At 47.2% G+C, this 14,195-nt stretch carries 12 protein-coding genes and 1 tRNA gene; 8 read left to right on the top strand and 5 right to left on the bottom strand.

The features are described 5' to 3' along the window. The first annotated feature begins 59 nt into the window (after window positions 1-59). Window positions 60-1,289, top strand: a complete 1,230-nt coding sequence (locus tag BKB51_RS08960; protein ID WP_085900741.1) for an ROK family transcriptional regulator — start codon at window positions 60-62, stop codon at window positions 1,287-1,289. Between the two features lie 48 nt (window positions 1,290-1,337). Here BKB51_RS08960 and BKB51_RS08955 read toward each other — a convergent pair whose 3' ends face one another. Further along, window positions 1,338-2,246, bottom strand: coding sequence for a LysR family transcriptional regulator (locus BKB51_RS08955; RefSeq protein ID WP_158090186.1), 909 nt, complete (start codon window positions 2,244-2,246; stop codon window positions 1,338-1,340). 280 nt (window positions 2,247-2,526) lie between these two features. Between BKB51_RS08955 and argE the strand changes: the two genes are divergently transcribed. From argE to BKB51_RS08925, 6 genes are all read left to right on the top strand, one after another. Further along, window positions 2,527-3,690, top strand: a complete 1,164-nt coding sequence (gene argE / locus BKB51_RS08950; RefSeq protein ID WP_085900739.1) for an acetylornithine deacetylase — start codon at window positions 2,527-2,529, stop codon at window positions 3,688-3,690. 65 nt (window positions 3,691-3,755) lie between these two features. Further along, window positions 3,756-4,928: a M20 aminoacylase family protein gene (locus BKB51_RS08945; RefSeq protein WP_085900738.1), complete on the top strand. Its 1,173-nt coding sequence runs from the start codon at window positions 3,756-3,758 to the stop codon at window positions 4,926-4,928. Window positions 4,929-4,994: 66 nt separating this feature from the next. After that, window positions 4,995-6,590 (top strand): ABC transporter substrate-binding protein, encoded by a 1,596-nt coding sequence (locus BKB51_RS08940; RefSeq protein ID WP_085900737.1) that lies wholly within the window; start codon window positions 4,995-4,997, stop codon window positions 6,588-6,590. A 95-nt stretch (window positions 6,591-6,685) separates the two neighbouring features. After that, window positions 6,686-7,654 (top strand): ABC transporter permease, encoded by a 969-nt coding sequence (locus tag BKB51_RS08935; RefSeq protein ID WP_085900736.1) that lies wholly within the window; start codon window positions 6,686-6,688, stop codon window positions 7,652-7,654. After that, on the top strand, window positions 7,654-8,589 hold the full coding sequence (locus BKB51_RS08930) for an ABC transporter permease (protein WP_085900735.1): 936 nt from the start codon (window positions 7,654-7,656) through the stop codon (window positions 8,587-8,589). The genes BKB51_RS08935 and BKB51_RS08930 overlap by 1 nt, the downstream gene beginning before the upstream one ends. 14 nt (window positions 8,590-8,603) lie before the next feature. Continuing rightward, window positions 8,604-10,334 carry a dipeptide ABC transporter ATP-binding protein gene (locus BKB51_RS08925; RefSeq protein WP_085900734.1) on the top strand — a complete coding sequence of 577 codons (1,731 nt, stop codon included), beginning with the start codon at window positions 8,604-8,606 and terminating at the stop codon, window positions 10,332-10,334. Between the two features lie 88 nt (window positions 10,335-10,422). Here the strand turns inward: BKB51_RS08925 and BKB51_RS08920 are convergent, their stop codons facing one another. Further along, entirely contained in the window at window positions 10,423-11,241 is an 819-nt protein-coding gene (locus tag BKB51_RS08920; protein WP_085900733.1) for a tellurite resistance TerB family protein, read from the bottom strand. 225 nt (window positions 11,242-11,466) lie between these two features. Between BKB51_RS08920 and BKB51_RS08915 the strand changes: the two genes are divergently transcribed. After that, window positions 11,467-12,525, top strand: a complete 1,059-nt coding sequence (locus BKB51_RS08915; protein WP_085900732.1) for a phospholipase D-like domain-containing protein — start codon at window positions 11,467-11,469, stop codon at window positions 12,523-12,525. A gap of 129 nt (window positions 12,526-12,654) precedes the next feature. Here the strand turns inward: BKB51_RS08915 and BKB51_RS08910 are convergent, their stop codons facing one another. The 3 genes from BKB51_RS08910 to BKB51_RS08900 all read right to left on the bottom strand — a co-directional run bounded on the left by BKB51_RS08910 (window position 12,655) and on the right by BKB51_RS08900 (window position 14,040). Beyond that, window positions 12,655-13,191: a cytochrome b gene (locus BKB51_RS08910; RefSeq protein WP_085900731.1), complete on the bottom strand. Its 537-nt coding sequence runs from the start codon at window positions 13,189-13,191 to the stop codon at window positions 12,655-12,657. Between the two features lie 18 nt (window positions 13,192-13,209). Continuing rightward, complete coding sequence (locus BKB51_RS08905) at window positions 13,210-13,797, bottom strand: YceI family protein (RefSeq protein WP_085900730.1); 588 nt, start codon at window positions 13,795-13,797, stop codon at window positions 13,210-13,212. Window positions 13,798-13,966: 169 nt separating this feature from the next. Further along, window positions 13,967-14,040: transfer RNA gene (locus BKB51_RS08900), tRNA-Gln, on the bottom strand. Between the last annotated feature and the right edge of the window lie 155 nt (window positions 14,041-14,195).

Raw genomic sequence — 14,195 nt, 5'->3', positions numbered from 1 at the left:
GTGGATAGTGTTATTTATTAACTCAATTTGATTTAATTAATCTAGCATGGAATTGTCATATGGCAACGGAAAAAAATAAAAGTGGTGAAAATCATGCTGTTAAGTCCGGCGTTTTAGGGACGAATCTGGAACATGCCAAAGAGCATAATCTTAGGGCAGTGATAGATGCTGTGCGTCGGCATGGGGAACTAACACGTGCAGAAATTACCCGGACAACGGCCCTTTCCGTACAGACAATTTCGAATCTTGTTGCCGAACTGGAACAACGTGGTTTGTTGATTGCGGGTGAGCCGCAAAAAGCGAAAAGGGGGCAACCTGCACGCCCCTATCGACTGAATTCACAAGGTGGGTTTTCCGTCGGTATCCAGATGGATCACCAGTTTGCTTTGACAATACTGGTAAATTTAGCCGGTGAAGAAATTGCCAAGATACAACAGGAAGTATCACGGCCATCTCCAGAGGAGGGGGTTGAGATTTTAGCCAAGCTTGTTGATCAGGTTATCGAAACGGCAGGTATTGAAAAAGAACGAGTCTTTGGTGTCGGGGTGGCTATCCCGGGGCCATTTGATGTAAGTGGCCCAACCGGTGTTGGCCCCGGGTGGGTGAACTTTCCACTGGAAGAGAAGTTATCAACACGTTTGGCATTACCAGTGATTGTCGAAAATGATGCGAATGCTGCGGCAATTGCTGAACGCTTGCATGGAGCAGGGAAGCGATTTGATAATTTTGTCTATGTCTTTATCGGGATGGGGCTCGGCGCTGGTCTGTTTTTAAACGGACAGGTTTATCATGGCGCAAGAGGGGCAGCGGGGGAAATAGGTCACATCCTTGTCGAGACCGGTGGGAAACAATGTGAATGTGGGAACAGCGGATGCTTTGAGCGGTATGTTTCTTTGCGCGCTGCCTATGAGGCTCTGGGCGAAGGGGATACTGATCATCGTGCTCCTGAACATCTTGAAAATCTTCTAGATCAACAGGACCCCATCTTTATGAGTTGGCTTAAAAAGGCGGCGGAAAAGCTACGTGTGGGGATCTTGGCGCTAGAGAGTTCATTTGATCCTGAAGTGATTTTTATCGGTGGGTTATTACCTCCCAAAATAGCGGAGGCTTTACTCGATGAAATGATGCCTTTGTTACCGTCTGTTGCCACCCAGTTAAAACCATTGGAACAACGTGTGTTATTAGGGATAAGTGCCCCGTCGGCGCCGGCCCATGGTGCGGCAAGTGTTCCCATTTTTTACGAGTTTAATGCCGAACTCTATAGTCAGTCGAAAGCATCTATGAAGTAGCGGGCATGCACATGGCGTATATTTGTACCAGCATCCGTTATGTGCACTCTAAAGCGTGCCTTGCTGAGGCGGTGTTTCGTATTTTTTAAACTTGCGTCCGGCGATATCCAGAAGCTCTCTGATAACCCAGCTTTGTTTCTTGTCTTCTTTGAAATAAGCGGAATATTTATAGGATATTGTCGGTTTGAAAGGCCTGATATTTACCCCCATTGCGGCCCAGATCGGGGCAGAGAAGGGTTCCAAGACGCCACTGCACAGGCCTTTGTTTACCAGGGAATAGGCATTGGCAGAGTGCTGTGTGCTGAACTGTGTGACAGGGTTTATTCGTTTGTAGAGATCTGTATGTTGATGAAATGCGAGAACATCATCACTGTCCAGAGCGATAAGTTTTTCACCAATTAGATCCTCTTCATGAATAACCTTCTTTTCACATAGAGGGTGTTGGGGGGGGAGTGCGCAAATGTAATCGACCTTGGCCAAAATAACTTGTTCCACACCGGGTTGTTCCCCCATCTGGTTGCCAAAGGCAATGTCGAGGTCTTCATCCATAAGCATGTTAAAATAACTTTTAACATCGGTCGTGTTGAGCGTGACATTGATGTCCGGATGATTGGCGGTGAACTCTTCGATGATTTCTGGCACAACACTGATAGAGATAGCGCCAAGCGATATAATTCGCACTTCCTGTTGTTTATCCCGCGAAATATCTTCCGCAGCTGTTTTGAGTTTTGAAAAAGCATCAAATACTTCATCAAGTTTACGATAAAAAGCCATTCCTTCTGGTGTAGGAACAACACGCCCTTTCCGACGGTGTAATAGATTTAGCTGGAGGGAATATTCCAAATCAGCCAGGAGCCTACTGATTGTCGGCTGTGTTGTCTTTAGACTTTTTGCGGCAGAAGAGATAGTGCCGTTCAGAATTGTCGCCCGGAAAGCCTCGAGTTGTCGCATTCGCATGAGTAAATATCCATTATGCTTTTTTTGTATATCTATATACATCATTATGCATTGATTCAATTCCTGGATCGTGGCCTTCTTATTCATCTGCACAGTCAAGTTACTTGAAGACGTCATGTGCCGACGTTGATGTCTCAGTAATTTTTCTGTGCATACAAGTCATATTGCCCCGGAATGGAGATTTCAATCTCAGCCTTATTGCCGGGAAGAGAAATAAATATGTTTTTTATTTGCGACTTATTTTGGAATCATTCGAATAAGTGGCTTGAGGGAGTTGCCTGTGGCTGAATATTACTCGGCAAAAGAAATGCTTACCAAGTTGGTTTCGTTCGATACTGTGTCGCGAAATAGTAATATTCCTCTCATAGAATTTGTAGAAGAGTATTTAAGCTCTCACGGTGTTACTTCTAAGCGTGTTCCAAATGGTGATGGTTCCAAGACCAATCTATGGGCAACTATTGGCCCCGATACAGATGGCGGTGTGATTTTATCCGGACATACAGATGTTGTCCCTGTTGAAGGACAGCCTTGGGATACTGATCCTTTTGATGTCATTGAAGCTGACGGCCTTCTCTATGGTCGTGGTACTGCTGATATGAAAGCTTTTTCTGCCATAGCTCTGTCGCTGGTTCCCGATATGATCAAAGCCAAAATGAAGCGCCCGATACATCTTGCTCTTTCTTATGACGAAGAAGTCGGGTGTCTGGGGGCGCCGTCAATGATTGAGGATATGGCACCAAAGGTTAAGGCAGAAGCTGTGATTGTTGGGGAGCCAACAATGATGAAGGTGGTGTCAGGCCATAAAGGTGCTTTGGGGTTGATTACCCGGGTAAGAGGATTTGAAGTTCATTCCAGCCTGGTCCACACGGGTGTGTCGGCTGTACTTGTTGCCGCAAAGCTTGTGGTCTGGCACGAGAAGCAAATGCTGGAGAACAAAGCACGGACAGAAAATTTACCCGAGAACGCTCTATTTGATCCACCTTATACCTCTTTGCACTGTGGTGTAATCGAAGGGGGAACTGCCAGTAATATAACGGCGAAAGATTGCTCTTTTACAACGGATATCAGGACTTTGCCACAAGAAGACCCGATGCGGTATCTGGATGCTTATCGTGCTTATGCCGAAGAGTTGGAAGCAGAGATGAAGCGTGTTGCTCCATCAGCATGCATCGAGATCGAAGTGACAGGTAATGTGCCGGGATGTCGTCGTGAAACGGATGGTTCAGCTGAGAGATTGGTTCGCCAGATAACAGGCGATAATGCTGAACATGTTGTGTCATATGGAACCGAAGCCGGGCAGTTTCAGGATGGTGGTTATTCAACGATTGTCTGTGGTCCCGGTGATATTGCCCAAGCGCATGCTGCCAATGAATATCTGTCCGTTGAGCAATTAAATGCCGGGGTTGATTTTCAACGTCGTTTAATTGACCGTTTAGCCAGTTAAGATATTGAAGTGAATTAGAATAATTTAAAATACGTACAGTAGATATACCCAATTAAGGAATAACAATGCCAATTATAAACAGGTTTGCAGAGCTTCATGATGAAATTACAGGATGGCGTCGTGAGATCCACTCGAACCCAGAACTTTTGTTTGATGTTGAAGAGACTGCAAGTTTTGTAACTGAAAAACTTAAAGAATTTGGACTGGATGAAGTTGTTACCGGTATTGGCCGTACGGGTGTTGTGGGTATCATCAAGGGAAATCAGACGAGTTCTGGTAAGGTTATTGGTTTGCGCGCGGATATGGACGCCTTGCCAATTCATGAAGAAACTGGCGTTGAATATGCGTCCAAAGTAGATGGTAAAATGCATGCCTGTGGTCATGATGGACACACGGCGATGTTACTGGGGGCTGCTAAATACCTTTCCGAGACTAGAAATTTTGATGGATCTGTTGCGGTGATTTTCCAGCCCGCAGAAGAAGGTGGCGGCGGTGGTCGCGAAATGGTTGATGACGGCATGATGGATCGTTTCGATATTCAGGAAGTTTATGGTCTGCACAACTGGCCCGGCGTTCCTGTGGGCAGTTTTGGTACGCGCCCGGGCGCGTTAATGGCGGCAACTGATATCTTTACCATTGATATTCAGGCATCTGGTGGACATGCGGCGAAACCTCACGAAACCATTGATCCTATTGTAATCGCCAGCCACATCATTCTGGCTTTGCAGTCTATTGCTTCGCGTAATATTGATCCGATTGAATCCGTGGTTGTTTCAGTAACAACCTGCAATGCAGGAACGGCTTTTAACGTTATCCCGGATACGGCAAGTTTGAATGGTACTGTTCGTACCTTGAGCGAGTCTGTCCGTGATCTGACTGAAAAACGCATTCAGGAAATAGTTGAGCACACAGCAAAGGCGCATGGTGCGACGGCTGTTCTTGATTATAAGCGCAATTATCCTGTCGTGATGAACCACGAAAAGGAAACTGCTTTTGCTGTGGATATTGCATCCGGCATTTCTGGTGAAGACAAAGTGGATACCGATGCAAATCCGACCATGGGTGGTGAAGATTTTGCCTTTATGCTCAATGCGCGTCCGGGATCCTTTATTTTCCTGGGCAATGGCGATACGGCCCCGGTCCATCATCCAAAATACAACTTTAACGACGAAATAATTCCCATAGGATGTTCTTATTGGGCTAAACTTGTTGAAACAGCGATGCCGATAAATCGTTAAGAATAAAAAAAGATCAGAAGTAGAGTTATAAAAACTAGTAGAGTAAAAAATACAGGGAGTATCAATATGAAGATTAAAGCAATACTCGCAGCAAGTGCATGTGCACTTGCGCTTGGTGCGGGGGCAGTAAATGCCGAAACTTTCAAGTGGTCATTTCAAGGTGATGTTCAGTCTCTTGATCCCCATGGGTTGAATGAAACTTTTACCCTTGGTTTCTTGGGAAATGTCTATGAAGGTTTGACCTACTATGACAACAACCTGGAACTACAGCCAGGTCTTGCTGTAAGTTGGGAAAACACAGGTCCGACAACATGGATTTTCAAGCTTCGTGAAGGTGTGAAATTCCATGATGGTGGCGATTTCAATGCAGATGATGTGATCTTCTCATGGAAGCGTACGTTGACTGATGGGTCTGATATGAAGGGCTATGGCGGTCGTATGAAAGGCATCAAGAAGATTGATGACTATACGATCGAAGTTGAAACCCCAGCTCCAAATCCAATTCTTCCTCGTGAACTCGTGTTCTATTACATGATGGACAAAGAGTGGTCTGAGAAGCATGGAGCACAGGAAGCGACAAGTCCAAAAGCTGCTGATTCAACGGCGACTTATGCTGCTCAGAACGCTAATGGTACTGGTCCGTTTATCCTGTCCGAACGCCAACCGGATGTCCGTTCAACATTCAAACGCTTTGACGGTTATTGGAAAGATATTCCAACAAACGTTACAGAAGTGAACTTCACACCGATTTCCCAAGGTGCTACACGTGTAGCAGCTTTGATTTCTGGCGAGCTTGATTTGGTTTATCCAGTTCCTGTACAGGACTGGAATCGTCTTGAAGAAGCTGAAGGTGTTCGTCCTCTGACTGGCCCGGAAGCACGTACAATCTTTTTGGGGATGGATCAGTGGCGTGATGAGCTACTTTATTCCAACATCAAAGGCAAAAATCCTCTGAAAGACAAGCGCGTTCGTGCCGCAATGGCCCATGCGATTGACTTGAATGCAATTGATAAAAAGATCATGCGTGGTGCTGCTGTTCCATCTGGCCTCTTGATTGCACCACAGATCAATGGTCATGATTCTGACTTGAACAACCCGTTTAAATATGATCCGGAAAAATCCAAATCACTATTGACCGAAGCCGGTTACCCGGATGGCTTTGAGCTTGGTATGGATTGCCCGAATAACCGTTATGTAAATGACGAAAAAATCTGTCAGGCTGTTGTTGGTCTTTTGGCGCGTGTTGGTATCAAGGTTGATTTGAATGCTCAGCCAAAGTCTAAGTACTTTGCCAAAGTAAGCCCGCAAAATGGTAACGACACGTCCTTCTATCTTCTTGGTTGGACACCAAGTTCAATGGACGTTCATAACGTTCTTTATAACTTGATGTCTTCTTTCGATACTGAAAAGAAAACTGGCCAGTTCAACTACGGTCGCTATTCCAATCCGCGTATCGATGAAATCGCAAGTAACGTAGAAAAAGAGACAGATCAAGCCAAGCGTCAGGAAATGGTCGCAGAAGCTTTCTCTATCCTGAAAGAAGACGTTGGTTATCTTCCTCTTCACCAACAGCCTCTTTCATGGGGTGTTCGTGATGGCGTAACGCTTTCTCAGCGTGCGGATAACGTTCTTGATATCCGTTATGTTGTGATCGGCAAATAATCCACAGGGTTAATTGTATAAGGGGGCCTCAATAATAAGAGGCCCCCGTTTTTACTGGTTCAAATTATTCTGAACCAAGTTAAGCAGGGGACGTTATGTTCAAGTTTGTATCGATGCGACTGTTACAGTCGATTGTCGTGATGTTGGTCGTTGGCTTGATTGCCTTCGCTCTATTCCGTTTTGTCGGAGATCCCATTAATAATATGGTTGGTCAGGATACAACGCTCGAAGAGCGGGAAGCCTTGACTGAATCACTGGGGTTGAATGACCCGTTTATTGTTCAGTATGGACGTTTTGTAGCAAATGCTGTCCAGGGTGATTTTGGCATGTCATATCGTCTGCGTCAGCCCGTGAGCGGATTGATTGCGGAACGTTTTCCTGCAACCTTGGAACTTTCCCTCGTTTCTGCAGTACTGGCCTTGGTATTGGGCGTTCCCATGGGGATCTATACTGCACTGAAGCCAAAATCATTTTTTAGTCGAAGTTTTATGACGATATCCCTAATGGGTGTATCGTTGCCGACTTTCCTTATTGGTATTTTGTTAATTCTATTCTTTGGCGTGACCTTGCGATGGTTACCAACTTTCGGACGTGGCGAAGTTGTTGAACTGGGCTGGTGGAGCACAGGCTTCCTGACGTCCAGTGGTTTGAAGTCCATCATCTTGCCAGCTATTACACTGGCGGTCTTCCAGATGACTTTGATTGTACGTTTGGTTCGCGCTGAAATGCTTGAAGTTTTGCGTACTGATTATATCAAGTTTGCCCATGCTCGCGGCCTAAGCCCTAGACTGATTAACTTCTCTATTGCTCTTCGCAATACCCTTGTGCCTGTTATTACGATTATTGGTTTACAGGTAGGATCAATCATTGCTTTTGCTATTATTACCGAGAGCGTGTTCCAGTGGCCGGGTATGGGACTGTTGTTTATTCAGGCTGTATCCGAAGTGGATATCCCGGTTATGGCGGCATACCTTCTGTTGATTGCCTTTGTTTTTGTTGTGATCAACTTGATTGTCGATATTCTCTATTTTGTTGTTGATCCCCGTTTGCGAGTACAGAGCTAATGAGTGATATTTCAAGCGAAGCACCATCATTTATCACGCGCTTCCGTGAAAGTGATCTCTGGTACAATTTCAAGAGATCACCGGGCGCAATGATCGCCGCCTTTTTGACTTTTGTGATTGTCTTTGGCGCGGTCTTTGCCAACTTTGTGGCCCCGCATAATCCTTTTGATCTTGCAACTGTTGATCTTTTCGACGGCCTGTTACCTCCTGCATGGGAAGCTGACGGTAAAGCAACCTATCTTCTGGGGACTGATGATCAGGGCAGAGATGTTTTCTCTACCATTCTTTACGGATCACGGATCTCTCTTATTGTCGGATTTGCGTCTGTTGGTTTCGCGGCTGTTCTTGGTATTGCTGTTGGATTGATCTCCGGTTATGCGGGCGGCATAGTTGATTCTTTCCTGATGCGTGTAGCCGATGTTCAACTCTCATTCCCAGCTATTTTGATCGCACTTCTTATTGACGGTATTGCCCGTGGTGTTATGCCTCGTGACGTTCATGATGAACTCGCGGTTTATGTTCTGGTCGTTGCAATTGGCCTGAGTTTCTGGGTGCAATATGCACGCACGGTCCGTAGCTCTGTTATGGTTGAACGCAACAAGGAATATGTTCAGGCAGGGCAGGTTATTGGCTTGCCTGACTGGATTATTCTGATCCGTCATATTCTCCCAAATGTTATGGGTCCTGTTCTGGTTATTGCAACTATTCAGTTGGCGCTTGCAGTTATTACCGAAGCAACGCTTTCTTTCCTTGGTGTGGGGGTTCCGCCGACATCTCCGTCTTTGGGAACGCTTATTCGTATCGGGAATGATTATCTCTTCTCTGGTGAGTGGTGGATAACGATCTTCCCGGGTGTTGCCCTGGTGGTTCTTGTTCTTTCCGTTAATATTCTGGGTGACTGGCTTCGTGATGCCTTGAACCCGAAACTGCGCTGATTGGGAGTGATGTCATGAGTAAAGAATTACTGGATATCAAAGATCTCGTTGTAGAGTTTCCCTCTCGCCATGGTGATGTTACTGCCGCTAAGGATGTAAATTTAACCGTTTCAGCAGGGGAAATCCTTGGTGTTGTCGGCGAGTCCGGTGCGGGTAAGTCGACCATTGGGAATGCTGTGGTTGGCTTATTGGAACGCCCCGGTCGTGTTGGCGGCGGGGAAGTGTTTCTCGAAGGGGAGCAGATCATTGGCAAATCCCAGGCGGAGCTGCGCAAGATCCGTGGCAAGCGGATCGGCATGATCTTTCAAGATCCACTGACGTCTCTGAACCCGCTCGAAACCATTGCGTCTCAGTTGATCGGTACCATTCAAACCCATCTGGATCTGTCTGATGCTGACGCAAGGGAACGGGCGATTTCTCTCCTTGATCAAGTTGGTATTCCTGATCCATCTGCGCGGGTTGATCACTATCCCCATCAGTTCTCTGGCGGTATGCGTCAACGTGTTGTTATTGCTTTGGCTTTGTGTGCGGAGCCGGATGTTATCCTGGCGGATGAACCAACAACCGCGCTTGATGTTTCCATTCAGGCTCAGATTCTTGACTTGCTTAAGAAGCTGGTGCGGGAAAAAGGCGTTGGCATGATCATTATTACCCACGATATGGGGGTGATTGCCGAAGTCGCTGACCGTGTTGCTGTGATGTATCGTGGTGTCGTGGTGGAAACCGGGCCGACAGCCAAAATTCTTGGTAATCCGGACCACCCTTATTCCCGCAGTTTGATTTCTGCTGTTCCACGTCCAGATGTGCGCTTGCATCGTTTCCCTGTTGTTGAAAGCATTGAGGCGGCAGGTGAGTGTAAAGAACTTGATCTGAACACACACTGGCTAGGTAAAGCGCGCGACTTTGGCAAAAGCGACGGACCATTGCTCAAGGTAGATAATCTTGAGATGATTTTTAAATCCGGTGGTATGTTCGGTGGTGGTAAAAGCGAAGTCCGCGCCGTTGATAACGTCAGTTTTGATATCCGTGATGGTGAGTGCTTTGGGATCGTCGGGGAGTCTGGATCTGGTAAATCGACGATCGCGCGTTTGGTGACGTCTATTTACAAGGTTGCTGGTGGTTCTATTAATTTCGCTGGCACTGATCTGACCAAAATCAAAAAACGTCGCGAGCTTAATGTACACCGGCGTCAGATGCAGATGATTTTCCAGGATCCCTTTTCATCCGTGAATTCGCGGATGAAGGTCCGGGACATTATTGCAGAACCCATCCGCTTTCATAAGCTGACAAGTTCCGAAGCCGAGACGCGTCAAATTGTTGATGATCTTCTTGATCACGTTGGTCTTGGGGCAAAGGCAGCCGTAAAATTCCCGCATGAATTTTCCGGTGGGCAGCGACAGCGTATTTCCATCGCCCGTGCGTTGGCAACGCGTCCGCGCTTCCTGATCTGTGACGAGCCAACATCCGCCTTGGATGTGTCTATTCAGGCCCAGATCCTAAATCTGCTGAAAGATCTGCAGGAAGAACTGGGACTGACCATGATGTTCATTAGTCACGATCTACCGGTGATCCGTCAGATGTGTGATCGTGTTGGTGTCATGTCCAAAGGAAAGATGGTTGAGATTGCTGATACGGAAGAGCTTTTTAAAGCGCCACAGCATGAATACAGCAAGCACCTGATCAGTTTGATGCCAAGTTATTCGGGTCTTATGGATCGTGATGCAGGCCAAGCCGAAGCAAGTTAAAACTTACTGAAATCTAATCTAAAAAAGGGCTTTGGATATTTCCAAAGCCCTTTTTCTTTTCGGGAATAGATTAAGCTAAAACTGGGGTCTAAGCGTAAACAGCCTGAGATACAGAACTGTGGATATGTGAAACAAGTTCCGGCTCCAGTTTCAGGCGTGCAGCGAGCATGCTCAAATACCCCTGTTCGGCGGGATCATCCACTTCAATTGCCATCAGGGAAGCCACGTAAAGCTCGACGGCCTGTTCTTTGTTTTGAGCCAAGGCAACCAGACTGTCGATGTCCAGTGGTCTGCGGAGCTGATCCATAAGGAAGGCTTTTTCGTCATTTGACAAACCAAGTTCATCAATCTTGGCAAAGATGGCATCCTGTTCCGCGCTGTCAATCTGACCATCGGCTTTTGCGGCTGCAATCATGGCTGAGACCAGCGCGGCTCCAAAGCTGTTTGCGGTTTCTGTTTCAGATTCTACAGCAAAGGCTGAATCTTCGGGGACGGGCGGTACAATAGCGGCCTGTTGTGGGGGCGTATGCGTACTGTGGGGCTGAGTGTGACTCTGGGCAGGACCTTGTGTATGTCCGGGCACTTGTCCTTGGCCCATACTTTGTTGAGGGGCAGCATTCTTGTTGCCTTGCCAATCGCTATAAGCCTTGTACGCGAGACCGGCAACAAGGGCGAGGCCACCGTACTGGACGGTTTTCTTGGCCATTTTGCGACCCTTCTTGGACCCCATCATATAGCCCGCGAGGCCACCCGCGACCGCACCACCAGCCAAACCACCAGCATTGTTGGAAAGGTATTCCTTGCCCTTTTGCATGGCAGAACTACTACCTGTTCCCCCAGCGGCACCCCCAGTGGCACCTCCAGCAGCGCCAAGTACTTCATTGATTAGTTTCGATGCGTTAAACATGCTGTCCCATCATAGAAATTAGAGTTTTCTTCAGATCACGTATTTTCTGTTCCTATCTCATATGGGGGATCTTTTACGGGTTTCAATTCTTCGGATAGCGGAAAATGAAAGGGGCATTACTTGAAGTGTTAGATGTAATATCACGCGCTTGGGTTGATCTGTCATGATCCTGTTGCACTTTTGTGGTACATTGCGTGTGTCATAAGCGTGATGGGGAGAAAAGCAATGGGTGTTCGTGTTGGAAATGTAGAGTTTCATGCGGGGCCGGAAGATTTGGGTGCACCGGATGAGCTGGAGGCTGTGATCGTTGGCTTTATTGACGGCGCGCAAAAACGTCTTGATATCGCGGTTCAGGAATTGGAAAACGAAACCATTGCCAAGGCGATTATTCGCGCCCGACAACGCAAAGTCAGGGTCAGGATGGTGATTGAGCAAAGTTATCTCAAGGCCGCGACGGCACGGGTTGATCCTTGGGTTTCCGGGGGCAAGCACGAGGCAAATAGACGGGTTCACGATGCCATTTTGCGGGCCAAGATAGATGTGAAGGTTGATTACAACTCAAAGATCTTTCATCAGAAATTTATCATTCGCGACGGGGTTTCTGTTCTCTCTGGCTCGACAAACTTTACCCCGACAGGCACCCACAACAACCTGAACCATGTGATTATTATTCATGATAAAAAGGTCGCGAAGATCTTTAGCCGTGAGTTTGCAGAAATTCAACGTGGACATTTTGGCAAGCGGAACGAAGGTCACGATAAAACCCCAACGGATACAGTGGTTTCCGATGTGCCGATCCGCGTGCTGTTTGCGCCGGATCACAGCCCGGAAATGGAGATCATGAAACAGATGCTCAAGGCACGCGAGCGGATTGATTTTGCGATCTTTACCTTCTCAAAGTCATCGGGGATAGATGACACCATGCTGCGCCTGCTTGATCTCAATATGCCGATACAGGGTGTTTTTGATGGTGGGCAGGGCAGTCAGGACTGGGCGCCTGTGGATGACCTCAAGGCAAAGGGCGCTGATCTGTTCTTTGTGCACAAGCGCGGACAGCTCGGCAAGCTGCATCACAAGCTGATGGTACTGGACAAACAGGTGGTGATTGGCGGTTCTTTTAACTATACGGGACCTGCGAACCATCTGAATGATGAGAACATTATTATTCTGGGAGATCTGGACGCCACATCACCCGTCCAGAAAGAGGCCCAGAAGAAGATCGCCAGCTTTGCCCTTGCGGAGATTGAACGGATAATTCGGGATCATGCCCGACCCGTTACATGAAGCCTGTGACATGAGGCCGATTATATGAGATCTGTTATATAATCCCGTCCTTTGAGATTAAAGAAAAAGGGAGCTTGCGCTCCCTCTCAACTATTTTACCTGCACAGACTTAGCGACAGTACATCATCCTTAAAACATACGCTTAAGCGTACCTTTTTTGTCGATGAACTGATGCTTGAAGGCGGCTCCGGCGTGCAACAGAACCACGGCGATCAGGCCATAGGCAATGTAGTAGTGCAGGCTGATGGCGAGATCACGGGTTGCATCGGTTATTGCCATGATCGACGGAATGTCGAAAAGCCCGAAGAAGGTAAAGCCACTGCCCGATGAGGTGGAAATGGCATACCCGGTCAGGGGAACGACAAACATGGAAAGCAGCAAGATGATATGCACCACCTTTGCCCCGACCTTTTCCATCGGCTTGAGCGATTTTTGAAGTCCGGGCGAGGGGGAAATCACTTTCCATATGACAAAGATAGATGCCAGCAACAGAACACAGATGCCAATGGCGCGGTGCAGTTCCAGACCAGTGTGATACCAGGCATCATAATAGCTGAGCCCGACCATCCACCAGCCAAGACCGATCAGGCCGATAATGGAAAAGGCTATGAGCGAGTGCAGCAACTTGCTGACCAGCCCATAGCTTTCTGTTGAATTGCGTATCATGACTGATAGACGCTTTTATTATTTCTTTTTGATGGCTTCGATAAAGAGATCAACCTGAACGTCTTCCGCCGCAGGGCCAAGGTTAAAGTCCATGCCGAAATCACTCCGTTTCAGGGTGTAGCTACCCTCAAATCCAGCGCGATACCCGCCCCATGGGTCTTCGCCTTCACCGATCTTGGTGACATCAAAGGAAACGTTTTTAGTTACGCCGTGCAGGGTCAAATCACCGGAAAGCGTGCCCCCGTTGGCATCGCCACTGTACCCTGTGCTGACAAATGTTGCCGTCGGGAATTTTTCCACATCAAAGAAATCCGGGCTGCGCAGATGCTTGTCACGCTCGGCGTGATTGGTATCAAGACTGGCCGTATCAATCACGATGTTGACCTTTTGATCTGCGCCACCTTCGGGATCATAGTCCATGGTGCCGGAAATCTTGTTGAAAGTACCGGACAGCCAGCTAAAGCCAAGATGTTTGGTTTTGAAATTGATAAAAGAGTGCGTTGGGTCAATATCGTACTCGGCGGCATTTGCTATTGAAACAGACAGCGACATCGCCAGCGCAGCAAGACCGGCTGGAAGAGCTTTAAAAGATAGTTTGAAAGACATGTAACATTCCCCGTGAAAAAGATTCTTTCTAAATTAAATGGTGAATTGAACCATATCATCCAATCCATAAATCTGGATGTAACTATTGTGTGAGCGGTCTTCAAGATGGGGGGAAACAGAGAGTGGCCAATAAACGACCTAATTTTCTTGTATCTTTTCAGAAAATTAATGGATCCGGGACCAGGATTCGAACCTGGACTGAAGGAGTCAGAGTCCTTAGTTCTACCGTTAAACTATCCCGGATCAGGGTTCAGCGCTTAAAAATTCTGGAAGATCATGATGATCATTGAGCGTTTGCTGCGGGCCAGATTTGCTGATAACGGTGACTTGCGGGGCTTCATATAGTCCCTTGGCTCAGATCTTACAACACATTTTTGCATCCTGTGATGTTTTTTTGC

Source organism: Kiloniella majae (assembly GCF_002118315.1).
Lineage (GTDB): Bacteria > Pseudomonadota > Alphaproteobacteria > Kiloniellales > Kiloniellaceae > Kiloniella > Kiloniella majae.
This window is presented reverse-complemented; position numbering and strand designations above follow the sequence as displayed.